Annotated in this window: 32 protein-coding genes; 9 read left to right on the top strand and 23 right to left on the bottom strand. The window is 35.3% G+C overall.

The annotated features are described in order from the left end of the window. Positions 1–22: 22 nt before the first annotated feature. Positions 23–853, top strand: a complete 831-nt coding sequence (locus ACLBXA_RS04710; RefSeq protein WP_000635339.1) for a protein-glutamine gamma-glutamyltransferase — start codon at positions 23–25, stop codon at positions 851–853. A gap of 36 nt (positions 854–889) precedes the next feature. Here the strand turns inward: ACLBXA_RS04710 and ACLBXA_RS04705 are convergent, their stop codons facing one another. The 4 genes from ACLBXA_RS04705 to ACLBXA_RS04690 form a co-directional block, all read right to left on the bottom strand. Then, a complete protein-coding gene (locus tag ACLBXA_RS04705; protein ID WP_000536796.1) occupies positions 890–1018 on the bottom strand; it encodes a GapA-binding peptide SR1P in 129 nt (42 codons plus the stop codon). A 44-nt stretch (positions 1019–1062) separates the two neighbouring features. Continuing rightward, a complete protein-coding gene (locus tag ACLBXA_RS04700) occupies positions 1063–1191 on the bottom strand; it encodes a GapA-binding peptide SR1P (protein WP_000536803.1) in 129 nt (42 codons plus the stop codon). Positions 1192–1250: 59 nt separating this feature from the next. Further along, a complete protein-coding gene (locus tag ACLBXA_RS04695) occupies positions 1251–1379 on the bottom strand; it encodes a GapA-binding peptide SR1P (RefSeq protein WP_000536778.1) in 129 nt (42 codons plus the stop codon). Between the two features lie 195 nt (positions 1380–1574). Next, on the bottom strand, positions 1575–1871 hold the full coding sequence (locus tag ACLBXA_RS04690) for a DUF3055 domain-containing protein (protein ID WP_447617123.1): 297 nt from the start codon (positions 1869–1871) through the stop codon (positions 1575–1577). Positions 1872–2001: 130 nt separating this feature from the next. Between ACLBXA_RS04690 and ACLBXA_RS04685 the strand changes: the two genes are divergently transcribed. Beyond that, positions 2002–2394, top strand: coding sequence for a DUF1885 family protein (locus ACLBXA_RS04685; protein WP_001163295.1), 393 nt, complete (start codon positions 2002–2004; stop codon positions 2392–2394). 1 nt (position 2395) lies between these two features. Here ACLBXA_RS04685 and ACLBXA_RS04680 read toward each other — a convergent pair whose 3' ends face one another. The 5 genes from ACLBXA_RS04680 to pdhA all read right to left on the bottom strand — a co-directional run bounded on the left by ACLBXA_RS04680 (position 2396) and on the right by pdhA (position 7753). Further along, positions 2396–2623 carry a hypothetical protein gene (locus ACLBXA_RS04680; protein WP_000697469.1) on the bottom strand — a complete coding sequence of 76 codons (228 nt, stop codon included), beginning with the start codon at positions 2621–2623 and terminating at the stop codon, positions 2396–2398. A 232-nt stretch (positions 2624–2855) separates the two neighbouring features. Further along, on the bottom strand, positions 2856–4268 hold the full coding sequence (gene lpdA / locus ACLBXA_RS04675) for a dihydrolipoyl dehydrogenase (protein WP_000260104.1): 1413 nt from the start codon (positions 4266–4268) through the stop codon (positions 2856–2858). Positions 4269–4273: 5 nt separating this feature from the next. Beyond that, positions 4274–5563: a pyruvate dehydrogenase complex dihydrolipoyllysine-residue acetyltransferase gene (pdhC, locus tag ACLBXA_RS04670; RefSeq protein WP_000863420.1), complete on the bottom strand. Its 1290-nt coding sequence runs from the start codon at positions 5561–5563 to the stop codon at positions 4274–4276. A 93-nt stretch (positions 5564–5656) separates the two neighbouring features. Further along, entirely contained in the window at positions 5657–6634 is a 978-nt protein-coding gene (pdhB, locus tag ACLBXA_RS04665) for a pyruvate dehydrogenase complex E1 component subunit beta (RefSeq protein WP_000068163.1), read from the bottom strand. Positions 6635–6637: 3 nt separating this feature from the next. Beyond that, positions 6638–7753, bottom strand: coding sequence for a pyruvate dehydrogenase E1 component subunit alpha (gene pdhA, locus ACLBXA_RS04660; protein ID WP_000536895.1), 1116 nt, complete (start codon positions 7751–7753; stop codon positions 6638–6640). Positions 7754–8267: 514 nt separating this feature from the next. On the opposite strand from pdhA, the gene ACLBXA_RS04655 reads away from it, so the two are divergent. After that, positions 8268–8414 (top strand): YjcZ family sporulation protein, encoded by a 147-nt coding sequence (locus ACLBXA_RS04655; RefSeq protein ID WP_000274562.1) that lies wholly within the window; start codon positions 8268–8270, stop codon positions 8412–8414. A gap of 168 nt (positions 8415–8582) precedes the next feature. Continuing rightward, positions 8583–9137: a peptide deformylase gene (def, locus tag ACLBXA_RS04650; RefSeq protein WP_000957043.1), complete on the top strand. Its 555-nt coding sequence runs from the start codon at positions 8583–8585 to the stop codon at positions 9135–9137. A gap of 60 nt (positions 9138–9197) precedes the next feature. Here def and ACLBXA_RS04645 read toward each other — a convergent pair whose 3' ends face one another. Continuing rightward, complete coding sequence (locus ACLBXA_RS04645) at positions 9198–9971, bottom strand: Cof-type HAD-IIB family hydrolase (protein ID WP_000998271.1); 774 nt, start codon at positions 9969–9971, stop codon at positions 9198–9200. 547 nt (positions 9972–10518) lie between these two features. On the opposite strand from ACLBXA_RS04645, the gene ACLBXA_RS04640 reads away from it, so the two are divergent. Both ACLBXA_RS04640 and rnjA read left to right on the top strand, forming a co-directional pair. Then, complete coding sequence (locus ACLBXA_RS04640) at positions 10519–10731, top strand: DNA-dependent RNA polymerase subunit epsilon (protein ID WP_447617111.1); 213 nt, start codon at positions 10519–10521, stop codon at positions 10729–10731. A 4-nt stretch (positions 10732–10735) separates the two neighbouring features. Further along, positions 10736–12403, top strand: coding sequence for a ribonuclease J1 (gene rnjA / locus ACLBXA_RS04635; RefSeq protein ID WP_000670375.1), 1668 nt, complete (start codon positions 10736–10738; stop codon positions 12401–12403). 43 nt (positions 12404–12446) lie between these two features. Here the strand turns inward: rnjA and ACLBXA_RS04630 are convergent, their stop codons facing one another. From ACLBXA_RS04630 to ACLBXA_RS04585, 10 genes are all read right to left on the bottom strand, one after another. Continuing rightward, complete coding sequence (locus ACLBXA_RS04630) at positions 12447–13112, bottom strand: potassium channel family protein (protein ID WP_000504032.1); 666 nt, start codon at positions 13110–13112, stop codon at positions 12447–12449. Between the two features lie 82 nt (positions 13113–13194). Beyond that, the gene (locus ACLBXA_RS04625) at positions 13195–14061 is read right to left on the bottom strand and encodes a hypothetical protein (RefSeq protein WP_001167320.1); all 867 of its coding nucleotides are present in this window, start codon (positions 14059–14061) and stop codon (positions 13195–13197) included. 247 nt (positions 14062–14308) lie between these two features. Next, complete coding sequence (locus ACLBXA_RS04620; protein ID WP_000218667.1) at positions 14309–15439, bottom strand: N-acetyldiaminopimelate deacetylase; 1131 nt, start codon at positions 15437–15439, stop codon at positions 14309–14311. A 63-nt stretch (positions 15440–15502) separates the two neighbouring features. Then, positions 15503–16225 (bottom strand): 2,3,4,5-tetrahydropyridine-2,6-dicarboxylate N-acetyltransferase, encoded by a 723-nt coding sequence (gene dapD / locus ACLBXA_RS04615; protein ID WP_000783241.1) that lies wholly within the window; start codon positions 16223–16225, stop codon positions 15503–15505. 71 nt (positions 16226–16296) lie between these two features. After that, entirely contained in the window at positions 16297–17181 is an 885-nt protein-coding gene (locus ACLBXA_RS04610; RefSeq protein ID WP_003261853.1) for a LysR family transcriptional regulator, read from the bottom strand. Between the two features lie 152 nt (positions 17182–17333). Next, complete coding sequence (cbpB, locus tag ACLBXA_RS04605; RefSeq protein ID WP_000623573.1) at positions 17334–17777, bottom strand: cyclic-di-AMP-binding protein CbpB; 444 nt, start codon at positions 17775–17777, stop codon at positions 17334–17336. Positions 17778–17945: 168 nt separating this feature from the next. Next, positions 17946–18137 carry an antirepressor AbbA gene (abbA, locus tag ACLBXA_RS04600; protein WP_001188692.1) on the bottom strand — a complete coding sequence of 64 codons (192 nt, stop codon included), beginning with the start codon at positions 18135–18137 and terminating at the stop codon, positions 17946–17948. A 119-nt stretch (positions 18138–18256) separates the two neighbouring features. After that, entirely contained in the window at positions 18257–18775 is a 519-nt protein-coding gene (locus ACLBXA_RS04595; protein ID WP_000348492.1) for a ribonuclease H-like YkuK family protein, read from the bottom strand. A gap of 74 nt (positions 18776–18849) precedes the next feature. Next, positions 18850–18999 carry a hypothetical protein gene (locus tag ACLBXA_RS04590; RefSeq protein WP_000400650.1) on the bottom strand — a complete coding sequence of 50 codons (150 nt, stop codon included), beginning with the start codon at positions 18997–18999 and terminating at the stop codon, positions 18850–18852. Between the two features lie 241 nt (positions 19000–19240). Next, the gene (locus tag ACLBXA_RS04585; protein WP_000055151.1) at positions 19241–19477 is read right to left on the bottom strand and encodes a YkuJ family protein; all 237 of its coding nucleotides are present in this window, start codon (positions 19475–19477) and stop codon (positions 19241–19243) included. A gap of 233 nt (positions 19478–19710) precedes the next feature. Here ACLBXA_RS04585 and ACLBXA_RS04580 point away from each other — a divergent pair, with 233 nt between their 5' ends. Next, positions 19711–19947: a glutaredoxin family protein gene (locus tag ACLBXA_RS04580; protein WP_000717872.1), complete on the top strand. Its 237-nt coding sequence runs from the start codon at positions 19711–19713 to the stop codon at positions 19945–19947. 124 nt (positions 19948–20071) lie between these two features. On the opposite strand, the gene ACLBXA_RS04575 is transcribed toward ACLBXA_RS04580, so the two are convergent. From ACLBXA_RS04575 to fadH, 3 genes are all read right to left on the bottom strand, one after another. Continuing rightward, positions 20072–20560: a DUF3993 domain-containing protein gene (locus ACLBXA_RS04575; RefSeq protein ID WP_001233816.1), complete on the bottom strand. Its 489-nt coding sequence runs from the start codon at positions 20558–20560 to the stop codon at positions 20072–20074. A 182-nt stretch (positions 20561–20742) separates the two neighbouring features. Next, a complete protein-coding gene (locus tag ACLBXA_RS04570; protein WP_000564306.1) occupies positions 20743–21960 on the bottom strand; it encodes an EAL domain-containing protein in 1218 nt (405 codons plus the stop codon). Positions 21961–22215: 255 nt separating this feature from the next. Beyond that, entirely contained in the window at positions 22216–22980 is a 765-nt protein-coding gene (fadH, locus tag ACLBXA_RS04565) for a 2,4-dienoyl-CoA reductase (RefSeq protein WP_000660913.1), read from the bottom strand. A 231-nt stretch (positions 22981–23211) separates the two neighbouring features. Here fadH and ACLBXA_RS04560 point away from each other — a divergent pair, with 231 nt between their 5' ends. Together ACLBXA_RS04560 and ACLBXA_RS04555 are read left to right on the top strand one after the other, a co-directional pair. Then, complete coding sequence (locus tag ACLBXA_RS04560) at positions 23212–24069, top strand: metallophosphoesterase (RefSeq protein WP_447617122.1); 858 nt, start codon at positions 23212–23214, stop codon at positions 24067–24069. 97 nt (positions 24070–24166) lie between these two features. Further along, positions 24167–24403, top strand: coding sequence for a hypothetical protein (locus ACLBXA_RS04555; RefSeq protein WP_000283738.1), 237 nt, complete (start codon positions 24167–24169; stop codon positions 24401–24403). The last annotated feature ends 136 nt before the right edge of the window (positions 24404–24539 follow it).

Here is a 24539-nt window from a genome sequence, read left to right as displayed (position 1 = left end):
ACGTATAGGTGGGGATACTATTATGATTGTAATAGGCCGTTCTATTGTACATCCTTATATTACAAATGAATATGAGCCATTTGCAGCAGAGAAACAACAAATTTTATCAATAATGGCAGGAAATCAAGAAGTTTATTCCTTCCGAACAGCTGATGAACTCAGCTTTGATCTCAATTTACGAGTTAATATTATTATCTCTGCACTAGAACTTTTTCAAAGTGGATTTCAGTTTCGCACATTTCAACAATCCTTTTGCAACCCCCAGTATTGGAAAAGAACATCCCTTGGAGGATTCGAGCTTCTTCCAAACATACCACCTTCTATTGCCATACAAGATATTTTCAAAAACGGAAAACTATATGGAACTGAATGTGCAACCGCTATGATCATTATTTTTTATAAAGCTTTATTATCATTGTATGAGGAAGAAACTTTCAATCGTCTATTTGCAAACCTTTTACTTTATACATGGGACTACGATCAAGATCTAAGGCTCATAACAAAAACCGGTGGCGATCTTGTTCCAGGTGACCTCGTTTACTTTAAAAACCCACAAGTGAATCCAGCTACGATTGAGTGGCAAGGAGAAAACACAATCTATTTAGGAAATTTCTTTTTTTACGGACATGGCGTAGGTGTAAAAACAAAAGAAGAAATTATTTATTCATTAAATGAACGACGAGTCCCTTACGCTTTTATTTCAGCTTTCTTGACCGATACTATTACCCGTATCGATAGCCGTATAATGAGCCAATACGCTTCTTCTAGTACACCACAGACATCCATAAGCTTTATTCCAATTAGAGATGATGCAATCGTTGCAACAGTTGGCCATACAACTACAATTTATTAAAAAAGCGCCTACACATGTAGGCGCTTTTTCTTATTATTAAGCTTTTGTATGTTCTTTATGGTCACATTCGCAATGAGATCCACATTTCCCGTATAGTACTGTTGATTTTTCATCTTCAAAATGTCCAATTGTTCCTTCACATACTTGGCATACGATTGTTCCCATTTTCATTTCCCCCTGAGTTTTAATAGTAATCTATTTATTTATCATTAAGCTTTCGCATTATCTTTTCTAGCACAGTCACAATTTGTTCCACATTTTCCGTAAAGTACCGTCGTTTTCTCATCTTCAAAATGTCCGATTGTTCCTTCACATACTTGGCATACGATTGTTCCCATTTTTTATTTCCCCCTAAGTTTATGGTCCTAAAAACTTTTAGCTGTCCATTTCCTATCAATTATTGGGCTTTTGTATGCTCTGTGTGATCACATCCGCAAGATCCACATTTCCCGTAAAGTACCGTTACTTTCTCATCTTCGAAGTGTGCAATTGTACCTTCACAATCTTGACATACGATTGTTCCCATTTTTCATTTCCCCCTAAGTTTATAATCCCAAAAACTTTTTTGTAACCGCTTAACTTTCTGTCTTTATTTTAATATGTTATACTTTTTACGTCAATAGGTTTTTAGTATAACACATTAAATATTTTAAATTTTAATTAGTATGCGATATTCAAATAAAAAACAGCCATATTTATAAGTACGACTGTTTCACATTAATTATTCTTCATATTCCGCATGTAAAGAAGTTGACGGAACTAGAAATTTGAAAAACTGAGCTAACTCCTTCACTTCCTCTTCTGACCCTAATTTAAAAATCTCCTGTATATATTGAACATTCTCTACATCATCTCTTCCGAGTAAAGTAGACCTTCCTGTTTGCATACAAACAATGAGCGGTTTTCCAAAAAACATATTTGTATAAATAACACCAAAATCATAACGTGTATCATGTGTCATAAACCCTAAAAATCGTACCTTCACACTTTCATGCTCATCATACAATTTTTCAAACATTGGTTTCCACCTTTCTACATCACGTTTCATTACTAGTATATTAAACAAAACATGTAATACTCCTTTTAATTGTCAAAAAATTCAGTAGGATGTAGAATAATAGTATTCTACTAAGTTAGGGGGAACTTATATGCAACATGCCTTTATTACGCTTGTACCTAAATCCAATCAACAATCTGTTTCAATAGATGATATAAAACAACTTTTTCATTATTATAAAACAGTTACTTCTAAAACTGGTGCCCAAATTAATTACCCGTATACAAATACCGCTTTTCCTTATGAAATTTTAGATACATCAGCAACAACATTAAAACTTCAATCCAATCACGACCGGTATGACTCAATTTATATTGGTGTTGGTATAGAAAATGAACAATCTTTCATCCAAGTTTCTTTACCACCTAATGCAACATATGGTGACAAAGGGAAAGCGAATGAATTTTGCCGTTTTTTAGCGAAGAAATTAGAAGGAGAGTTACAATTATTTAATGGAAGAACAATGTATTTTTATAAACGTTAATTTAAAAAATAGATAATATGATTAAAAATAGTATACAATTCGAACATGTAAGAAATAAAGCTTGCTTTCTTACGTGTAATACAAAATATGCTATTACATAGGCTAAATACAGGAATACGAAAAAAAGAATAACTTTATAATGAAACTTATCACCATTCGATAATGTTAATACAGTGGAAAAGCCACTCCATAGTAGTAAATGATAAAATATAACATGTAATATTTTCATGGAACCTTCTCCTTTGACATGCTCTATTTTATTAATATATGGGGTTAAGTTTGAATCAATTACATATTATAGGATGATATATATTACCTTTGAAGTAAGTTACGCCTAAATCATTTGTTAAAGTATTATATATTCATTCGACAAGTACGTTTAAAGACCTTGCAAGTCATTTGATGAAAATAAAAATAGCCCCTCTCTTACAATAAGAGAGGGGCTATTTACATTACTTAAATTATTTTACAATGTGAATTGGCATTCCAAGAGCAACTTCAGCTGCTTCCATTGTGATTTCACCTAATGTTGGGTGAGCATGGATTGTTTGAGCGATATCTTCAGCTGTCATTCCAGCTTCGATAGCTAAACCAATCTCAGAGATAATATCAGAAGCACCTGCACCTGCAACTTGAGCACCTACAAGAAGACCATCTTCTTTACGTGTTACAAGTTGTAGGAAACCGTCAGTGCTGTTTAATGATAATGCACGACCGTTAGCAGCGAATGGGAACTTAGATACAGTTACAGTCATTCCAGCTTCTTCAGCTTGTTTTTTAGTGTAACCAACAGATGCTAATTCTGGATCAGTGAAGCATACTGCAGGAATTCCGATGTAATCGATAGCTGATGCATGGCCACTAATTGCTTCTACAGCTACTTTACCTTCGTAAGAAGCTTTGTGAGCTAATGGTGGTCCAGGAACGATATCACCGATTGCATAGATGTTTGGTACATTTGTACGACATTGCTCATCGATTTCGATGATGCCGCGGTCAGTCATTTTAACTCCAACTTGCTCAAGACCGATTTCTTGAGTGTTTGGACGACGACCTACAGTTACTAATACGTAATCTGCTTCTACAGTTTGGATTTCACCTTTAACTTCAAAGCTAACTTTTACGCCAGTTTCTGTTTCTTCAACGCCTTTAGCCATAGCTTTTGTATGGATATTTACGTTACCTTTTTTCTGTAGAGCACGTTTAACAACAGAGCTCATAGCTTTTTCGAAACCAGCTAAGATTTCGTCGCCAGCTTCTACTACAGTAACTTCTGTACCGAAGTTAGCATATGCAGTACCTAATTCCATACCGATGTAACCGCCGCCGATTACAACAAGTTTTTTAGGAATTTCAGGTAAGCTTAAAGCACCTGTAGAGTTGATAACACGTTTAGAGTATTTGAATCCTGGAATTTCGATTGGTGTAGAACCAGTTGCAAGAACAGCATTTTTAAACGTATAAGTTTGAGCTGCATCTTCAGTCATAACGCGTAATGTGTTAGCATCTACGAAGTAAGCTTCACCGCGAATGATTTCAACTTTGTTACCTTTAAGAAGGCCTTCAACACCGCCAGTTAATTTCTTAACTACGCCGTTTTTCCATTCTTGAACTTTTGTAAAGTCAACTTTTACGTTCTCTGCAGTGATACCCATGTCATCAGAATGCATTGCATTCTCATAACGATGACCTGCATTGATTAACGCTTTTGAAGGAATACATCCAACGTTTAAGCATACGCCACCAAGGTTAGCTTTTTCAATAATTGCTACCTTTTGACCTAATTGTGCTGCACGAATTGCCGCAACGTATCCACCAGGACCTGCACCAACAACGACTGTATCTAATTCAATTGGGAAATCTCCTACTACCATTGTTATTACGCCTCCATTACTAATAATTGTGGGTCATTCAATAGACGTTTAATTTGGTTTAACGCTTTTTGAGCAGTTGCGCCGTCAATTAAACGATGGTCAAAGCTTAGAGATAATGCTAATACTGGAGCTGCAACGATCTCGCCATTTTTCACAACTGGTTTTTCAGCGATACGGCCGATACCAAGGATTGCTACTTCTGGGTGATTGATAACTGGAGTGAACCATTGTCCACCTGCAGAACCAATGTTTGTAATTGTGCAAGAAGCACCTTTCATTTCAGTTGGAGCTAGACGACCTTCACGTGCTTTACCAGCAAGATCGTTGATCTCGTTAGAAATAGTGAAGATAGACTTACGATCTGTATCTTTAACAACTGGTACTAATAGACCTTTGTCTGTATCAGCTGCGATACCGATGTTGAAGTAATGTTTATGAACTACTTCTTGAGATGCATCGTCTAAAGAAGTGTTTAACATTGGGTATTCACGTAATGCAGATGTTAAAGCTTTAACAACGTATGGAAGGTAAGTTAATTTAATACCTTTGTCAGCTGCTACTGCTTTGAACTTCTTACGGTGAGCAACAAGCTCAGTTACATCAACTTCATCCATTAATGTTACGTGAGGAGCTGTGTGTTTAGAGTTAACCATTGCTTTCGCAATCGCTTTACGGATACCACTCATTTTCTCACGAGTTTCTGGATATTCACCAGCTGGAATTGGTTGTGCTTTTGGTGCTTCTTCTTTCGCTGCTGCTGGAGTAGCTTCTACTGCTGCTGGAGCCTCAGTTGCTGCTACAGTTTGTCCACCATTTGCAAATGCATCGATGTCAGCTTTTACGATACGGCCGTTCTTACCAGTACCAGCTACTTTATGAATGTCTACACCTTTTTCACGAGCGTATTTACGAACAGATGGCATAGCGATTACGCGCTCATTTACTACTTCTGCAGTTGCTGCTGGAGTAGCTTCCGCTGCTGGAGCTTCTACTGCTGCTTCTTCAGCTTTTGGAGCTTCATCATGATCGTCACCTTTAAATTTAAGGTTTTCGTATCCAGGAGCATCAAATTTAATTAATGTATCTCCTACGATTGCAACTGTTCCTTCTTCTACAAGTACTTCAAGTACTTTACCTTTAACAGGAGAAGGGATTTCTACTACTGCTTTATCATTTTGTACTTCAAGAAGTACATCGTCTTCATTTACTTCATCGCCTGGTTTAATAAACCATTTTACGATTTCACCTTCGTGGATACCTTCACCGATATCTGGTAGTTTAAATTCAAATGCCACGGAATTCAGCCCCCTGATTCATTTCATTATTATGGAATATGTACAAAAGAAACCAGCATGTGCTGATTTCTTTTGCACATGAAAAACTAAAAATTAGAAGTTCATTACTTTGTTTACAGCTTCAACAATATCCTTGTGGTTTGGTAACCATACGCTCTCTGCTTGAGAGAATGGGAATACTGTATCAGCAGCTGCAACACGTACAACTGGAGCTTCTAAGTTTAAGATTGCACGGTCGTTAATTTCCGCTACAACGTTAGCTGCAATACCAGCTTGTTTTTGAGCTTCTTGAACTACAACTACGCGACCTGTTTTTTCAACAGAAGCGATGATTGTTTCGATATCTAATGGTTGAACTGTACGTAAGTCAACAACCTCTAAAGAGATACCTTCTTTTTCAAGTTCTTCAGCAGCTTTTAATGCAGCGTGAACCATAGCACCGTAAGCGATAACAGATACATCTGTACCTTCACGTTTGATATCAGCTTTACCTAAATCAATTGTGTATTCGCCTTCTGGTACATCTTGACGGAATGAACGGTACAATTTCATATGCTCTAAGTAGATAACTGGATCGTTGTCACGAATCGCAGAGATTAAAAGACCTTTAGCATCGTATGGAGTAGATGGAATAACAACTTTTAGACCAGGTTGTTGAGCCACTAATCCTTCTAAGCTATCAGCATGTAGTTCAGGAGTATGAACACCACCACCGAATGGAGAACGAACTGTTACTGGAGCAGTCCAACGTCCACCAGAACGGTAACGCATACGAGCCAATTGACCAGAAATTGAATCCATTACTTCAAAAACGAAACCGAAGAATTGGATTTCTGGAACTGGACGGAATCCTTCAAGTGCAAGACCAACTGCAAGTCCACCAATACCAGACTCTGCAAGTGGAGTATCCATTACACGATCTTCACCAAATTCAGCTTGTAAACCTTCAGTAGCACGGAATACACCACCGTTTACACCAACGTCTTCACCAAATACAAGTACGTTAGGATCATTTTTCATTTCAACGCGTAAAGCATCAGTGATTGCTTGAATCATTGTCATTTGAGCCATGGCTTACTTCGACTCCTTTTCTTTGTAAATTTCATATTGTTCAGCTAAGTTGTAAGGCATTTTTTCGTACATGATTTCCATTAAATCAGTTACTTTTTGTTTTGGAGCTTGGTCAGCCTTAGCAATTGCTTGTTTGATATCTTCTTTTGCTTCTTCGATTACTGTCTCTTCAACTTCTTGAGACCATAGGCCTTTAGCTTCTAAGAACTTACGGAAGCGTACGATTGGGTCTTTTTGTTCCCATTCGTTTTCGATATCTTTTGTACGGTAACGAGTTGGGTCATCACCAGCCATTGTATGTGGACCGTAACGGAATGTTAAAGTCTCGATTAAAGTAGGACCTTCGCCATTTACTGCGCGCTCACGAGCGAAAGCAGTTGCTGCGTATACAGCTAATGGATCCATACCGTCTACTTGAATTCCGTAAATACCTGCTGCTACTGCTTTTTGTGCTACAGTTTTAGCTGCAGATTGCTTTTCTACTGGAGTAGAAATTGCATAACGGTTGTTTTGAACAACGAAGATTGCTGGAGCTTTGAATGCACCTGCAAAGTTCATACCTTCGTAGAAGTCACCTTGTGAAGCACCACCGTCACCAGTGTAAGTAATTGCAACAGATTTTTTACCACGTAGTTTCATACCTAACGCAACACCAGCAGTTTGGATGATTTGCGCACCGATAATGATTTGTGGAGCTAATGCATTTACATTCTCAGGCATTTGGTTACCCATGAAGTGTCCACGAGAGAATAAGAATGCTTGATATAATGGAAGTCCGTGCCATACTAATTGTGGTACATCACGGTATCCTGGTAAGATGAAGTCTTCTGCTTCAAGTGCGAAATGACTCGCTAATTGAGAAGCTTCTTGTCCAGCTGTAGGTGCGTAGAAACCTAAACGTCCTTGACGGTTTAAAGAAATAGAACGTTGATCTAATACGCGAGTATACACCATACGACGCATTAATTCTTTTAATTGATCATCAGATAATTCAGGCATAGCTGCTTCATTCACAACTTCACCGTTTTCATTTAAAATTTGTAATGTTTCAAATTGAGCTGCGATAGCTTTCATTTGCTCATCAACATTAAATAGGGTCTTTTTTGTTTTAGTACCCATTCCGTTCACCTCTTCCTCTCTTGAACCATATTCTGAAACGCTTTCACTGGCTATTTTCCAGTTTAAAAAGCGCAACGATGTAAACCAACATGTTTATCTGTCGGTTGAGAATAATTTTGTGTACCTAACAATCTGTACTAATGTTTTTTCAGAAACATATTAATACAATCTTGATCACGTTTTTTAGTTTACAACTATTCTAATTACGATGTCAATTACTTTGAATACGTTTTTTTATAAATAATATGCAGGTTTCTACTACACAAACGTGTTTTTATTTTTTACATCTGTATTAGTAAGCATTGACCTACTGTTATATTATTCCCTTTTTCACTTATTTTTTCTCTTAGAATAATATGTAAACGATTTAATTCTCTTTAGTTTTTCTCTCTTCGTAACAAAAATATACAAACTATCCTTCCTTTTTTAGGTAAATACCTATACATTTCTACCCTCTCTTCCATACATTATAGTAACCGCAGTATTAGCGGGAAATGATAAAGGAGGTCATCTCATGTACGGATACTCATATTGCTATCCAACTTGTTCATATCCTTCCTACGGTTATGGCGGTTCTTGTGGCGGGTCTGGACGCGGCTTCGCCTTAATCGTTGTGTTGTTTATTCTTTTAATTATCGTTGGTGCTGCTTGCATTCGCTAATGTAAAACGAAACAACTATGGAAAGAAAAAGACGGCTTTGCCGTCTTTTTCTGTTTATCACATACATAAATACTCTATAATAGAACGATTTCCAAAATACCTTCCCTTTCTTGCCGATGACTTTTTCCATCTCCTTTGGTAGACTAAAGAGGAAAGGAGAGATTACATATGCTTACAATGAAAGATGTTATTCGCGAAGGAGATCCTATTTTGCGCAACGTTGCAGAAGATGTTTCATTACCGGCAAGCGAAAAAGATACAACTACCCTAAAAGAAATGATTGAATTTGTAATAAATAGCCAAGATCCTGAAATGGCTGAAAAATATAGTTTACGCCCTGGAATCGGATTAGCGGCTCCGCAAATCGGTGTTTCAAAAAAAATGATTGCAGTTCATGTAACCGATGCGGACGGTACATTATATAGCCATGCATTATTCAATCCAAAAATCATTAGCCATTCTGTTGAACGTACATATTTACAGGGCGGTGAAGGCTGTCTATCTGTAGACCGCGAAGTACCTGGTTATGTTCCTCGTTATACAAGAATTACAGTAAAAGCAACTTCTATTAACGGGGAAGAAGTAAAATTACGTTTAAAAGGTTTACCAGCAATCGTATTCCAACACGAGATTGACCATTTAAATGGCGTTATGTTCTATGACCATATCAATAAAGAAAATCCTTTTGCCGCTCCTGATGATTCCAAACCTCTAGAGCGATAATAATAAAGAGGCGGAAGTTAATCTTCCGCCTCTTTATTATGAAATGGGTTCCATATTCACTTATAGCAATCCAGCCCACTTTAGTCCATGATATATACCGTCTTCACTAACATCCTTTGTCACATGATTTGCAAGTTTTTTCAAGTCTTCATGGCCATTTCCCATCACAATACCTGTGCCAACGGCTTCGATCATTTCTAAATCATTTAAACCATCTCCAAATGCATACACTTGATCACGATTAAAACCTAACTTTTCAATGTATTTCTCAATTCCTTTTGCCTTAGAACCACCATTCGGAATGATATCCATTGAATATGCATGCCAACGAATAAAATGAAAATCTGGATAATGATTAATAAACTTTTCCTCTTCATTTACTTCACAAAAAAGTAGTGTTTGATAAATATTACGTTCCTCATAAAAATTAGGCTCATATGGTGGATGCTCAAAGTTTAAGCTTCCAAAGCCTTCTTTCACATAATCATGATATTCCACTGATGCTCTCATATCTTGATGGTCAAGATATACAAGTGGATATCCTTCTTGTTTTGCAAACTGAGTAAACTTATGTAAAGAATCTGGATGTAACGGATTATTAAATATTACCTCATCTTCAAAGACAACGTATTGTCCATTAAAACTAACATAATTATGTATATCAAGTTCCTTACGAATATCTTCGAACATAAATGGCGCGCGCCCTGTCGCAATTGCTACATGTACACCTTTTTCTTGTAACTGTTTTACTGCATCTCGTGTAGATTGTGGAATTTTTTTATCATGATCTAATAATGTTCCATCAATATCAAAAAAGACAATTTTATCATTCATTTGTCAAAATCCTTTCTGGCACTCTATATTCCTATTTTGAATATCACTTTTCAAATTCTAAAAAAAAGTATAACATATTAAACATCTGTGAAGAAAGCGTTCCCTTTCTGACCTTATTTGTAAACTTTGCATATATATATTAGTAAAACATGTGGATACTTGTTCGGATGAATTTTCTTTTCCATTCTTCCTCATACTATACCTATAACTAACGGCTACTAATCGTTACTATAGAATAACTTTCACTGTATGGGAAAGGACAAGACTCACCATTCACTTTTGTCCTATCTCTTATATCAGAGATAGAATTTTCACTAGTAATATGCATGTTTAAAATAAGGAAAGGAAGGAGTAATCATGCTGAAGAAGCTGAAGAAAAAGCTCAAGCGTTATTTAAACGGTCTAGTCCGTAAAAAGACAATCGCTTAAATTGTGCCCATTTCGGGCTTTTTCTTCATTCTCATTCGAAAAAACATGAAAATCGTGACTGTTTGCTTTATAATAAGTAACAGATAATGCAAAACATAGACAAGGAGAGGTTTTCCAAATGATTTTTAAAGTATTTTATCAAGAAAAATTAACTGAGGTTCCAGTACGTGAAAATACAAAAGTTTTATATTTAAAGGCTACGTCTGAAAAGGATGTTCGTACAAAATTAAATAAGTTCGCATATAATATCGAGTTTGTTCAGTCTGTTACTGGCGCTCATCTTGAATATGAAAAAGAAAACGCTGATTTAACATTAGCGGAAATCGTATAGCGATATGAAATTTCTAAAAAACGACCAAGTTGCTGTATTTGCTCTCGGTGGGCTTGGTGAAATCGGTAAAAATACATACGCTGTTCAATTTCAAGATGAAATTATTATAATTGATGCTGGAATTAAATTTCCAGAGGACGAACTTCTCGGAATCGATTATGTAATACCAGACTACACTTATTTTGTGCGAAACGAAGATAAAATTAAAGGGTTATTCATTACACATGGTCACGAAGATCATATCGGCGGAATCCCTTACCTATTACGTCAAGTGAACATCCCGATTTACGGCGGAAAATTAGCAATTGCACTCATCAAAAACAAATTAGAAGAACACGGCTTACTTCGTAAAGCAAAACTTTACGAAATTCAAGAAGATGACGTTATTAAATTCAAAAAAACGTCTGTATCCTTCTTCCGTACAACTCACAGTATTCCAGATTCGTACGGCGTTGTTGTGAAAACACCTCAAGGTCAAGTTGTTCATACAGGTGATTTCAAATTTGATTTCACACCAGTTGGTGAACCAGCTGATTTAACAAAAATGGCTGAAATCGGTAAAGATGGCGTGCTATGTCTATTATCTGATAGTACGAACAGTGAAGTTCCAAACTTTACTATGTCTGAGCGTCGCGTTGGTGATAGCATTCAAGACATTTTCCGTAAAGTAGACGGACGGATTATATTCGCAACCTTTGCATCAAATATTCACCGCTTACAACAAGTTATTGAAGCTGCTGTTGAAAACAACCGTAAAGTAGCTGTGTTTGGTCGAAGTATGGAAGCAGCGATTGAAATCGGACAAAACCTTGGTTATATTCGTTGCCCGAAAGATACATTCATAGATGCATCTCAACTAAACCGCTTACCAGCTAATAAAGTTGTTATTTTATGTACAGGTAGTCAAGGTGAACCGATGGCAGCACTTTCACGTATTGCAAACGGTACACACCGCCAAATTCAAATTATTCCTGGAGATACAGTTGTTTTCTCTTCTTCACCAATTCCAGGAAATACAATTAGCGTAAGTCGTACAATTAACATGTTGTACCGCGCTGGCGCTGATGTAATTCACGGGAAACTTTCAAATATCCATACAAGTGGACACGGTGGGCAAGAAGAACAAAAGTTAATGTTACGTCTAATTAAACCGAAGTACTTCATGCCAATTCATGGTGAATATCGTATGCAGCGTATGCACATGAACATAGCAAATGATTGTGGTATCCCTGAAGAAAATTGCTTCATTATGGATAATGGCGATGTTCTTGCTTTACGTTCTGATGAAGCTAGCGTAGCTGGAAAAATCCCATCTGGTTCGGTCTACATTGATGGAAACGGTATTGGGGATATCGGCAATATCGTATTACGAGATCGTCGTATCCTTTCTGAAGAAGGACTTGTAATTGTAGTTGTAAGCATTGATATGAAAGAATTTAAAGTTGCAGCAGGACCTGATATCATCTCACGCGGTTTCGTTTACATGCGTGAAAGCAGCGATTTAATCAATGATGCACAAACATTAATTACAACTCATTTAGAAAAAGTAATGGAGCGTAAAACAACACAATGGTCTGAAATTAAAAATGAAATTACAGACACATTAGCTCCATTCCTATATGAGAAAACGAAACGCCGTCCAATGATTTTACCAATCATTATGGAAATATAAGAAAAAGGACAATGCTATGAAGGCATTGTCCTTTTCTTTTCTCTTATCTTAAAAAGTGTTTAAATCGATCCACTTCATCGTCATGACCAATGACAATTAATATATCTCCTGCTTGAATATTCTCCGTAGCCCGAGGGGATACGATAACTTCTTTACCTCGTTTAATTGCTACAATATTCAATCCAAACTTCGCACGAATATCTAATTCAATTAAAGAGTGCCCATCAATTTTTTTATTCGCAATAATCTCTACAATACTATGCTCATCTGAAAGCTCAAGGTAGTCTAACACATTGCTTGATGCAATATTATTAGCAATCCTTTTTCCCATATCACGTTCTGGATGCACAATATGATCTGCACCTATTTTACTTAACACTTTTTCATGATAATCATTTTGAGCTTTTACAGTAATATTTTTTACACCCAATTCTTTCAAAATCAAAGTAGTTAAAATACTTGAATTTAAATTATCTCCAATAGCAACGACTACGTGATCAAAATTTCGAATACCAAGGCTTTTTAATACCATCTCATCTGTTGAATCTGCAATTACAGCATGCGAAGCTATATTTGCAAATTCATTAATTTTATCCTCATCTGAATCGATTGCCATTACTTCCATACCTAATTGAGCTAGTTCTCGGCAAATACTTCCACCAAAGCGACCAAGTCCAATGACAGCAAACTCTTTTTCTTTCTCACCCACAGGAATTCCTCCAATAACTTCAAGTACTATTTATTTTCAGTGTAACACACTTTATATGCGTCACAAAAACTGTAATTAGCTCTTATTTTTGTTTTTGTATATAAAAATATTGTTGCAAGTAAAAAGCGATACCAACAAGTAACATAGCAAATACAAATATATTTCCAAACGAACTAAATGTTTCAAAAACGAATAATAATGTTTCTTGACCAAAAAAGGCAAATAGCAGCTGTATGAATGCAAATAACAACGCCCATATGTAATGATGTTGATGAAATAAATAATGCGTTGCACCTAAAAAAGCAATAAACGAAAAGATAAAGATCCACCAATTTTCTAAAAATAGTTGCCAATTAGAAAATTGATATCCATTTACTAATATCGCAATAAGCGCGATAACTGCCATCGTCGGCACACTCCAAAATAATGCCCGTCCTCTAAAGAAACGAGTGCCTTTAACATCTCCTTTTTCATGTGCAATATATGTTAGTACTACTGTGCTTATATACAAAACAGAAAGAATTGTTAAAACGATAATGAGCCAAAAATGTAATTGATAATATTCATGTTCTATATTTGTCACGATTGCAGCTAACATACACGGAATTAACATTCCCGTCCAACCATCTACTTTTCTTTCATTCCAAAAGACCGTATTACCAATCCTTATTCCTAACAGCATAAAAATAATGATACCCAATACAAATAACGTAGTTTTATTCCCTACTAAACTCGTTGAGAAAGCAATTAATCCAATAAATAAAAAGAGCACAAACCCATTCATAATTTCTAGTACAGGTGATAAATATCTCTTCACCCATTTGTATGTTTCGTCATATTCATTATTATCTACTAAACGATAGGCATAAAAACTTATCCCAAAATAAACCGCCGCAATAATAACATACGCATATAAGACGAAACATAAAATCGCACTGCTAATTTGCACGTAATTCCCCACCCTTTTTTCTATGTTTCACATTGATTTTACACACTTTTCATACTAAAAGTAAACATATATAAGTTAGTCAAATAATTAATAATGAGCAGTGGCTAAAAACCCCCTGCTCATTATTAAAACAGTCCAATTAACTTTATTCTTTCATTTGTATGTAAATGTCTAAAATCACTCTATACGAGCGTTACTTACACCTCATAACAAAAAGTTTTTTGGAACCTTCAATAAAGCGGAAGTTTTATTTTCTATTCCCTTTCCACTTTACATATTGGCTTAAAAATGTAATTGCCTTTTCAATCACTTCTTCGTCTGGCTTTAATTTCGCATGATGTAAACCATATTCTGAATTTACTCCAAGCCAAAACATAAATCCAGGGATTTCTCGAAGCATATAACCAAAATCTTCACCTGTCATTGCCTCAGTACATGTAATAACATTCATATCTGTTTGTTTATGTACAAATTGCATAAACTCTCTCGTTAACTCTTCATGGTTATATACTTGATGATACATTGCTCCGTAATCTATAATTGCCTCACACTGGAAAGAAGCTTCGATACCTGCAACAATTGCCTCAATTCTGCTTTTCACACGCTTCATTGATTCTACTGATAATGTTCGAATCGTTCCTTCTAAACGAGATTTTTCTGCAATAATATTTTGAACCGTACCACCTGTAATTTTCCCGATTGTAATTACTGCACTATCAAGAGGATTTACATTGCGACTAATAACGGATTGAAGCTGTGTAACAAGATGACTCGCTGCGACAATCATATCATTTGCAGTATGCGGATAGGCAGCATGGCCACCTTTCCCTTTTAAATCAATATATAATTCTGAAGTATTAGCAAATAACAGTCCTTCTTTCGTTGCAATTGTCCCTACAGCGTATTCTGGTGCAATATGAAGACCAAGAATTATATTTGGTTTCCATTCTTTTAACTCTTCACTTTCTAACATAGGAAGAGCACCGCCTGGTCCTTCTTCTGCTGGCTGGAATAGAAATACAAGGTCATCATCTATTCTTTCGCTCACAGCTTTCGTTAGAAGGCCTAAACCGATTGTTGTATGTACATCGTGGCCACATGCATGCATCATTCCTTCATGAATAGAAGCAAACTCATATCCAGTTTCCTCTGTAATTGGCAGACCATCTATATCTGCACGATAACCTATTATTTTTTCTGGATTTTTTCCATTTACTTTAACGATTACACCCGTTTTCCATGTCTTCACTTCCACAAATTCAAGAGAAAGTGTTCCTATATAATCTAAAATATACTGTTGTGTTTCCCATTCCTTAAATCCGATTTCTGGAATTCTATGTAGATCTCTACGAATTTGGACAAATTTGCTTACTGTCATTTTTGCACCTCTATCTATAAAAAGCGTAAGAGCCCATTTACGCTCTTACGCTTTTTTTTCTTTTTATTTCTCTGGGTTTAATTGACGAAGCTCTTGTTTAATTTCTGTTTTTGCTTTTGTCTTCTCATCAATTTCTTTAATTACACGTGCTGGAGTACCTGCAACAACTGTGTATGGAGGCACATCTTCTGTTACAACAGCTCCCGCTGCTACAACTGCACCTTTACCTACTGTAACACCCTCTAAAACAACTACGTTTGCACCGATTACTACATCATCTTCAACGATAACTGGTTTTGCAGAAGGTGGCTCAATAACACCTGCAAGTACAGCACCTGCACCTACGTGACAGTTTTTACCGACTGTTGCACGTCCACCAAGTACTGCGTTCATGTCGATCATAGAACCTTCACCAATTACAGCACCAATGTTAATTGTTGCATTCATCATAATTACAGCGTTGTCACCAATTTCAACATGGTCACGAATAATAGCACCGGGCTCGATGCGAGCTTTAATACCTTTTAAATCAAGCATTGGGATTGCAGAATTACGACGATCGTTTTCTACAACGTAGTCAACGATGTGCTTATTATTCTCATCAAGAATTGTCTTAATTTCAGACCATTCTCCGAATAATACACCTGATTTTTTATTCACAAATGCTTGTACTGTTTCAGGGAATGTTACTTCTTTTAAATCCCCTTTTATGTATACCTTTACAGGAGTTTTCTTTTCACTTTTTTGAATAAACGAAATAATTTCGTTAGCGTCCATCATTTTCATTCTTGTTGCCTCCTAAATCCATTTATAATGTTACTCTACCAAACGAAAGAGCGAGTAGCAAGATAATAATCTTATTTTTCCCTTTGAATTTCTTCTATAATTTCTAAAAATGCTTGTACTTGCTTCAACTGCCTTGCTGAGTCACTTGTTAACAACCATGTTTCTCTCGTCAATTGAACAGGTGTTTTATACATATTTTCCTGTACTTCCTTTAAAACAGTAGAAGGTAAAAGGGCATAACCTATACCATTTAAAACAAGTTGTTTGCATGTTTCAATTTGGTCAACTACAATCGTTCGCTTAGGCGGATTAGAAAATAAACCATACCACCAATTTTGTATTTGTCCATAATAAGTCGAGTCACTTTTAAATTGAATGAACGGCCTATTTGTTTCTTTTAGCATCGAAATATCTTTTATTTCTTTATCAACTAAATACAGTTCATCTTCAAATAATTTTTGCTTTTGACCTTTATATTCTTGTGTTCCCCTCAGTATAGCAACATGAACGTCTCCTTCATAAAACTGCTTTTGCACTTCACTACTCCATCCAGTAAACAGCGATATCTTTACAGAAGGATATTTATGCACAAACTTTTTCAAAACAGGAGGAAGCCAATATTGACCAATAACTGATGCAACAGCTATTTTTAACGTTCCATGAGTTTCCGTTCTAAAAACAGCTAGCTCACTTTTTATATCCTCTTCCTTTTGCAACATTTCTTTGGCATAATTTGCAACTTTTTCCCCTTCAGGTGTAATTGTCAATCCTTTTTGTGAGCGAATAAAAAACTTCATTCCCCATTGTTTCTCCATAGATTGTAATCGTTGACTCAGCGCAGGTTGGGAAACAAATAAACGTTCCGCCGCTTTTCTCATATTTGATTCCTGAGCTAACACAACCATCATTTGAAAATCATCAATTTGCAACTTTCTCCCTCTTTCCTTAGCTTCCATACACCTTATTTCAACAAGCTTTCATTCAGAAAATACAATTTTCCAGCGCAAACTTTCCTTATGTTTTATGTCTTTTTAAATATAATACATACACAAGTGATATGCACGAAAAAAAGTGACTTCTTCGTTTCTATGAAGTCACTTTTCTCACGTTATCGATTATGTTGCCTTACTTTCTTATTCAACAATTTTAAAATAGCACGACGTGTTAAAATCCCCTCAAAATAGCCTTCTTCATTAACAGCACAAATAAAAGGATGATCAATTGTCATTTCTAAAGCTTTTGCAAATGAATCTTCTAATTTAAGAAAAGGTATATCTTCCTTCATCACCTGCTCTACTTTCATATCATCAAGTCTTTCAAACTCAATACGCTCTAATCCTAACATACCATCTAATATCATGGCAGTACTAATCAAACCATGTAATTTATACATTGGATCTAAGACAGGTATCGCCGAATATCCAGATTTCACAAGAACGAGTAAAGCATGTTCTAAACCATTTCCAATTTGGACATGAGCTACTTTTTCCGATGAAATCATTAAATCCTTCACAAGAATTTGTTGAAATTCGTCTTTCGGAATACTAATCATATTACATCCCCCATTTTCCCTTTTTCCTGCTTATGTTCATAACTCTATTCACATTTTATGACAGCGTTTTCACATTATTATTTTGTCCTAAATTTATTTCAATAAAAATACAATCACACAGCTATTTTAGCATACAGCACAAAAAAAAGACTACCATTCCGGTAGCGCTTAATACCCTTTATTTTTTAATCTGTAAAATAACCTTGTAATTTTTTTATATTGCATCACATCCGTCTGTTTCAAACCATTCTCAATATCTGTAAGTTCCACAGCTAAAATTTCACTTGCATAATTTTGCTGAAATAAAATATCTAGTAGTAAACTTTCTTCTTCCTTCGTTAAAACAACTTCCCTTTGCATATACCCCTCTCCTTACAATCGCATCGTTACTCTTATTATATAAAAAATTTAACCTATTTAATAGATGTAATATTCAGTTTTTACCAAAAGATATGTAGCAATTGTAAACATACAAAAAGTCATTTCGTATATCGATTTGCATAGCTAAACGCCGCATAAGCATCCGGCTTAATTTTTGCAGTTAATCCCATCGCTCGAATTTTTTCTGTCATATCTAAAATAAATTCCTTTGTTAAACCATCATTCCCAATGTCTAAATGAATTTCCATTATGAATCCAGCCCCATCTTGAGCATAAGGATGCAATAACTCCCATATTGTTTGTATATGAGTAGGTGTAAATAGACATGCGATTTCTTGACTAAACTGCGTTTCTAAATATATTTTCTCACGTAAGGTTGCTGGCTTATCTTTTACTGATCTATGGTGTAAACAACCCCAGGCACCTTTTCCAACACGATGAATATGGATTGCTGTAATAAACCTCGTATCCTTTTGATGTGCTTGCGAGTCTGTCCCAATGGATAATCGATATAAATTTCGTGGATCCTTTTCAATGAAACTACAAATACGGCTAAAGACCATATCAAAATTTAAATGTCTCTCTGAAACATTGTAAAATTTATGTGCACCGTCCACAGAGTCACGTCCTTTCAATTAGACAGACTTTTCGTATTCTCATTGTATGGGACAAAAACTAAAATTATAACTTCCTATCCTTTATTCGTTTCAATATTTCGAATTACAAAGTGACAAACTTGGCACGTATAAATTACATTTTGATTAGATTGAGCCGTTAATACATGAGTAATCTCAGCAGAGCTTTGACAATTAGGACAAATCACAACTGGTAAATGTTCCATACGATAACCTCCTAGTTATATTTCTCCCACTATTTGCAGAACCCAGCAATTGTGAGAAGTTTAGCTTCACATATTCATCCGGTTGGCGGGACTACTTATCCACATGGATAGGCAAACTTACACAGATTAAATTTTCATTTTAATACCATTGTAGGAAAAATAAAAAAATTCTATACATTACGCTGGAAAGTAATAGAACTAAAAAAGGTACTGCCATATGGCAGTACCTTTTTTATATGTATCAAGAAATGATATCGTAAATCTCAATTGCAACCATGTCGATATTATCGAATTGGTACACTTGAGGTTTTTCACCTTGTTGATACACTTCTAACTCATACATTTCACTTTTATCGAAAAATTTCACGCTACATTTGCGCTCACCGTTCACTTCAAAATAGCGTTGTGCTACTTCACCGCTTTCAGCTTGTTCTTGTAGACTAACAAGTCGAGTTAAAATTCCTTGGAGTAGAGACATGAAATCTCTCCTTTCTCTGATCTTCCTACCAATAGGTTTTACAGCTATACTCATTCTATCCGTCATAACAGAAAAAATGTTCCACACTCTAGGATAAAGGTTATTGGCCAGAAACTCAACTAAAAATTTGTCGAAATGCGAAGGAAAAAACAGAAAGAACATATTTCCCCTTCTTTATTGCGGTTTTTATACTGGAAGAATATAATAAAAAACAGAAAAAAGGAGGAATTACAATGAAAAAAATTGAGGTTTATACACAACCTGATTGTCCGCCATGTGTTATTGTTAAAGAATTTTTGAAGCATAATAACGTTGCATATGAAGAATTTGACGTAAAAAAAGACGCTGCTGCTCGCAATCGTCTTTTAAACGACTATGATTCTTATTCAACTCCAACAGTCGTAATTGATGGCGAAGTAGTTGCAGGTTTTCAAATTGAAAAGTTACAAAAACTACTCAATATAGAATAGGAATAGGTAAATACCTATTCCTATTCTTATCCCGCTATTTGTAGGTAGTAAAACCCAAAAAATTTAGCTAAAGCAAAGGAGTTAGATGGGCTAGTAATCCCTCCCACTGATTAAAAGTTTCACTTTATAATTGTTGCAACCTTTTTATTTCAGTTAAGAGTTCCTGACTTTCATGATATCCTGCTAACTTCCATTTATCTTGATCCCTTTTCAATGTTACAATTTGATATTGTCCACTTTTTGTCCGCTCATATACATATAAATTTTTATGTTCTTCATCATACGATATTTTCGTTTCTGAATTAAAAGAAAACGGTGCTTCTTTTGCCGGAAGTAAATATTCACCACTTTGTTTATCACTTCTGCTATTTTCATCTGTAAACACTTGAAGGAAATTATCTGTAAAATACGGTGATAACGTCTCTATCATCTTATTCATCGGCAAATGCTTCCCACGAATTGAAAACTGGGTTTCATAGCCTTTTTGTATCGTTGTAAATACTTCTTTCCGATCAACTTTCACTTCCTCTTTCCCTAAAACAGTCGTAACACTATAACCAACTAGAAAGGCAACACATACAAATAGAACAAGCCATATTCCATATTTCCTCATTTTTTCACCTTCCTTTTAAAAGAACTTGTCTTTGTAGTATTCATTGTAACAATGATTATGCAAAGAAAGGACAGATTTCGTTCGTAAAATCTTTACAACGATAGACAGCATTTTCATCACCATTTTCACTATTACCAATTTATGATAAAAACAAACAAAAAATGCACGAATCTCTTCGTGCATTAAAATAAAACATCTTCTTCATATAAATATTCATAAGATAAATCTATAAATAAAAAGTTGTCATCATCTATTGGGAAAGAAAATGTTCGTACCATTTCGCCCGTTTCGATATCTGCATATAAATCTGAAAGCCTTGCCTTATTCTCAAAACGCATTTTCATGATATTCTCGAGAAAATACGGGCGCCAACTCCAGTTCTTCATATAATAATCCGGCATCACAATCCATTCTCCATCTTTTTTCATAACATTTCCTGATTGTTGGAAACCATCTTCATTACAAATAAATATACGAAAACTACACTGTGATACACTTTGACTAAATTGTAATAACCAATCATTTATATCTTCATTCTTTTTTTGTTTTGATAAAACATCGCCAATGCGATCGCGTAACATCTCTGTCAAATTATAAATTTTTTGTAACTTCTTCTTTTCATGCTGAATAAACTGATGACATTCATTACCAAGTCGCTCTTTCAAAACATTCGTTTCAATAAAATCAGGTAAACATTCTTTCAAATAATTACCTTGATAATATCTTCCGCCGTTCTTCCAAGCATATTGCAGTTGATAAAAAGCATCTATTTCTTCATATAACAAAGTTGCACCAATTCTTCTAGCAAGTAATGATAAAGAATATAAAATATCTTGATAAGATTGTAAAAGTGCTGTTTGCCTTAAATTCGTTAAATCTACTTTTAAAATATCAGGTGCTAACACGCTAATACGCTCTAAATTACTTGTGCCCGTTCCGACTTTATTAATCGAAATTTGAATACCATATGTACGATAATACATAAGCAAATGATTAAATTGCTCTATATCTTCTTTACATTCATGTTCTGTAATCTCTAAAACAATTTGTTTTAAATTTAAACCTTGTTCTTCATACCTCAATAAAAGTTGAAGCAAGCTTTCATCATCATCATTCATTAATACATTAGCATTCCGATGTATAAATAATAATAATTTTTGATCGCTTTCTAAATAACGATTTAAAGCTTTTTCTACTATAATATTATCCGCTTCCAGTTGAAATTCACTTGGAATCGAATCATCGTGAAAGAAAGAAGCTAAACTTTGTATGCCCTCTTCTGTTTGAATACGTCCTACTACTTCATATCCAATTACAGTATGCTCATCAGCACTAAAAATAGCTTGATAATAAGGAAGGACTTTATCCAAGTTACTCATTACATCTAATGCATCTATCAACGTGCTTCCCTCCCTTTACTTTTCAAAAATTATAACATGATATTTACGGAAAAATAATAAAAAATCCCTTCAGTTTTCCTGAAGGGATTAGAGGGGTAAAATGCTAAGGGGAATTAGCAATTCTACTATGAAGAAAAAAGAGGTCTTAAATATAACGTATATATGACCTCTTGTAAACACTTTTCTTTCATATGTCACAATTCCGTCACATTTAACCATAAAAAAATAAATCAAACATTCATTTTTTTATCCCTTTTAAAATGGATATTGATGTAAATGTTGTCCTCCATCCATTGTCATGCAAGTTCCATTTATGTACGCAGCTTCATCTGAGCATAAATAATAAGCTAGACCAGCGATTTCTTCTGGCGTACCCAGCCTTCCAAGCGGAACACTTTGTATCGTACGCTTAGCCATTTCTTCTGAAATCCATAATTTATCAGCACCGCCCGTACGTTCAATTGGTCCTGGCGCGATAGCGTTAACTCGTATTCCATATTTACGTCCCCACTCAACAGCGAGCGTCTTCGTCATCGCTAATACCCCTGCCTTCGCTGCAGCCGAATGAATAACTCCTGGACCTGCATCCCATGCATATGTTGCTACCATGTTAATGATATTCCCTTTTATACCTTTTTCAATCCAATATTTTCCGACAGCATGGCTACAGTAAAATGTACCGTTTAACACAATATTAATGACTGAATTCCAACCATTCACAGATAAATCTTCTGCTGGACAAATAAAGTTTCCAGCTGCATTATTTATTAAAACATCAATTCGACCAAACTTCTCATCAATCTGTTCAATCATTTTCTGAATGTCATCCGTATTTCTTACATCCATTTGTACAGGTAATACTTGCCCCGGAAATTGTTCAATTTCCAACTTTGTTTCCTCTAGTTTTTCCTTTGTACGTCCTGTAATAACAACTCGTGCCCCTTCTTTTGCAAAACGAGTCGCCATTCCTTTTCCCATTCCACTCGATCCACCTGTTATAATAACTACCTTCTCTTTCACATACATCCCCTCCAAAAAATGAATACACATTCATTTTATCACTTTATTTAATAGAAATCTTTATATTTTTAAACTTTTCTGATATTTTAATGTAAAGAATTTTCTTTTCATTCATTTTTTTTCGTAATCTATACTAAATTTTTATTATGTAAAGTATATTTTAAATAAACTGAAAGGAGATTCGAGTAGCCTATAAATGGAATAAAAACATTGAGGTATACTCATATTTTTATGAAGCACATTACAAGAAGAAATTTTTTAAAAATTGGTATGCGCACTTGTCTCTATTCATTTATAACCAGTGGCATTGGATACTACTATGCTAAATATATAGAACCCCATTTCATTTCTTTTACACAGCACACATTAAAATCACAACTCATCCCAAAAAGTTTTCATGGTATGAAAATTCTTCAATTCAGCGATTTACATCTTGGATACTATTTCTCGCGTCAACATTTATCTCAAGTTGTTTCTAAAATTAATGCTGTAAATCCAGATATTGTCCTTTTTACTGGAGATCTCATTGATAATTACCAAACGTATACTGACACTCCTTTCGTTGCATCCATTTTAAAAAATATACAAGCCCCCTTCGGTAAATTCGCTATTTATGGTAACCATGATCACGGTGGATATGGAACTGAATACTATGAGCACATCATGCGTGAATCTGGATTTGAACTATTGCTAAATAATGAAAAAAGAATTCGTCTAATGGATAATAGTGAGATTTCTATTTTCGGTCTCGATGATATACTACTAGGCAAACCCAAAATAGAGAAAACATTAGAGCATGCACGACAAAATACTTATAACATTGTTCTTGTTCACGAACCAGATATCGCGCCCCAAGTTTCCAGATATCCAATCAACTTGCAACTTTCTGGTCATAGCCACGGCGGACAAGTACAAATTCCTTTTTTAGGAGCTATTATTACACCATCACTCGCCAAAGACTATATTGAAGGCTTCTATACAATTCAAGATTTAACTCTCTATGTTAATCGAGGCCTAGGAAGAACGCGTGTTCCATTCCGTTTTATGTCAAAACCTGAAATTACACTTTTTACACTCCAACATTCGTAATAATTCGCCTATTTTCTTGCATATCCTTTCTTGTACGCGCTCATCCACGTTTCATTTACCATATGATGAAAGTGAGTCCAATAAAGGAGGTATGTTCATGTATCCATATTATCAACCAATCCCAGTCCGTTCAGCACCTATTGGTCCAGTAGGCGACTCACGCTTCTTCCCGTTTTTTGGCGTTCCCTTTCTAGCTGGAATTGCTGGTGGATTACTCGGCGGAGCATTAGCTTTCGGCCCTCGACCATTTTACCCACCTTATCCACCACCTTTCCCGCCGCCAGCACCTTATCCTTGTTACGGTGGACCATGTCAACAACCATACTATTACTAAGTTAAAATAACGATTATTTCAAATGTTATTCTCTCAACGAGCCACCTTATTACACGCTTATAATAAAACTATTGTTTCTACTCATCCTCCCATTTTGGGAGCATATGAGTAGAAAAAAGTAAAAACCTCTTATAGA

It is taken from the genome of Bacillus sp. D48C (genome assembly GCF_053345735.1).
Note: the sequence above shows the minus strand (reverse complement) of the source record. Positions and strands in the feature narration are given on the sequence as shown.

What these genes read in the sequence shown, in the direction of transcription:
- ACLBXA_RS04710 (WP_000635339.1), top strand. Translation starts at nt 23, where the DNA reads ATGATTGTAATAGGCCGTTCTATTGTACATCCTTATATTACAAATGAA.
- ACLBXA_RS04705 (WP_000536796.1), bottom strand. Translation starts at nt 1,018, where the DNA reads ATGGGAACAATCGTATGCCAAGTATGTGAAGGAACAATTGGACATTTT.
- ACLBXA_RS04700 (WP_000536803.1), bottom strand. Translation starts at nt 1,191, where the DNA reads ATGGGAACAATCGTATGCCAAGTATGTGAAGGAACAATCGGACATTTT.
- ACLBXA_RS04695 (WP_000536778.1), bottom strand. Translation starts at nt 1,379, where the DNA reads ATGGGAACAATCGTATGTCAAGATTGTGAAGGTACAATTGCACACTTC.
- ACLBXA_RS04690 (WP_447617123.1), bottom strand. Translation starts at nt 1,871, where the DNA reads ATGTTTGAAAAATTGTATGATGAGCATGAAAGTGTGAAGGTACGATTT.
- ACLBXA_RS04685 (WP_001163295.1), top strand. Translation starts at nt 2,002, where the DNA reads ATGCAACATGCCTTTATTACGCTTGTACCTAAATCCAATCAACAATCT.
- ACLBXA_RS04680 (WP_000697469.1), bottom strand. Translation starts at nt 2,623, where the DNA reads ATGAAAATATTACATGTTATATTTTATCATTTACTACTATGGAGTGGC.
- lpdA (WP_000260104.1), bottom strand. Translation starts at nt 4,268, where the DNA reads ATGGTAGTAGGAGATTTCCCAATTGAATTAGATACAGTCGTTGTTGGT.
- pdhB (WP_000068163.1), bottom strand. Translation starts at nt 6,634, where the DNA reads ATGGCTCAAATGACAATGATTCAAGCAATCACTGATGCTTTACGCGTT.
- pdhA (WP_000536895.1), bottom strand. Translation starts at nt 7,753, where the DNA reads ATGGGTACTAAAACAAAAAAGACCCTATTTAATGTTGATGAGCAAATG.
- ACLBXA_RS04655 (WP_000274562.1), top strand. Translation starts at nt 8,268, where the DNA reads ATGTACGGATACTCATATTGCTATCCAACTTGTTCATATCCTTCCTAC.
- def (WP_000957043.1), top strand. Translation starts at nt 8,583, where the DNA reads ATGCTTACAATGAAAGATGTTATTCGCGAAGGAGATCCTATTTTGCGC.
- ACLBXA_RS04645 (WP_000998271.1), bottom strand. Translation starts at nt 9,971, where the DNA reads ATGAATGATAAAATTGTCTTTTTTGATATTGATGGAACATTATTAGAT.
- ACLBXA_RS04640 (WP_447617111.1), top strand. Translation starts at nt 10,519, where the DNA reads ATGATTTTTAAAGTATTTTATCAAGAAAAATTAACTGAGGTTCCAGTA.
- rnjA (WP_000670375.1), top strand. Translation starts at nt 10,736, where the DNA reads ATGAAATTTCTAAAAAACGACCAAGTTGCTGTATTTGCTCTCGGTGGG.
- ACLBXA_RS04620 (WP_000218667.1), bottom strand. Translation starts at nt 15,439, where the DNA reads ATGACAGTAAGCAAATTTGTCCAAATTCGTAGAGATCTACATAGAATT.
- dapD (WP_000783241.1), bottom strand. Translation starts at nt 16,225, where the DNA reads ATGAAAATGATGGACGCTAACGAAATTATTTCGTTTATTCAAAAAAGT.
- ACLBXA_RS04610 (WP_003261853.1), bottom strand. Translation starts at nt 17,181, where the DNA reads ATGGAAGCTAAGGAAAGAGGGAGAAAGTTGCAAATTGATGATTTTCAA.
- cbpB (WP_000623573.1), bottom strand. Translation starts at nt 17,777, where the DNA reads ATGATTAGTATTCCGAAAGACGAATTTCAACAAATTCTTGTGAAGGAT.
- abbA (WP_001188692.1), bottom strand. Translation starts at nt 18,137, where the DNA reads ATGCAAAGGGAAGTTGTTTTAACGAAGGAAGAAGAAAGTTTACTACTA.
- ACLBXA_RS04590 (WP_000400650.1), bottom strand. Translation starts at nt 18,999, where the DNA reads ATGGAACATTTACCAGTTGTGATTTGTCCTAATTGTCAAAGCTCTGCT.
- ACLBXA_RS04585 (WP_000055151.1), bottom strand. Translation starts at nt 19,477, where the DNA reads ATGTCTCTACTCCAAGGAATTTTAACTCGACTTGTTAGTCTACAAGAA.
- ACLBXA_RS04580 (WP_000717872.1), top strand. Translation starts at nt 19,711, where the DNA reads ATGAAAAAAATTGAGGTTTATACACAACCTGATTGTCCGCCATGTGTT.
- ACLBXA_RS04575 (WP_001233816.1), bottom strand. Translation starts at nt 20,560, where the DNA reads ATGAGGAAATATGGAATATGGCTTGTTCTATTTGTATGTGTTGCCTTT.
- ACLBXA_RS04560 (WP_447617122.1), top strand. Translation starts at nt 23,212, where the DNA reads ATGAAGCACATTACAAGAAGAAATTTTTTAAAAATTGGTATGCGCACT.
- ACLBXA_RS04555 (WP_000283738.1), top strand. Translation starts at nt 24,167, where the DNA reads ATGTATCCATATTATCAACCAATCCCAGTCCGTTCAGCACCTATTGGT.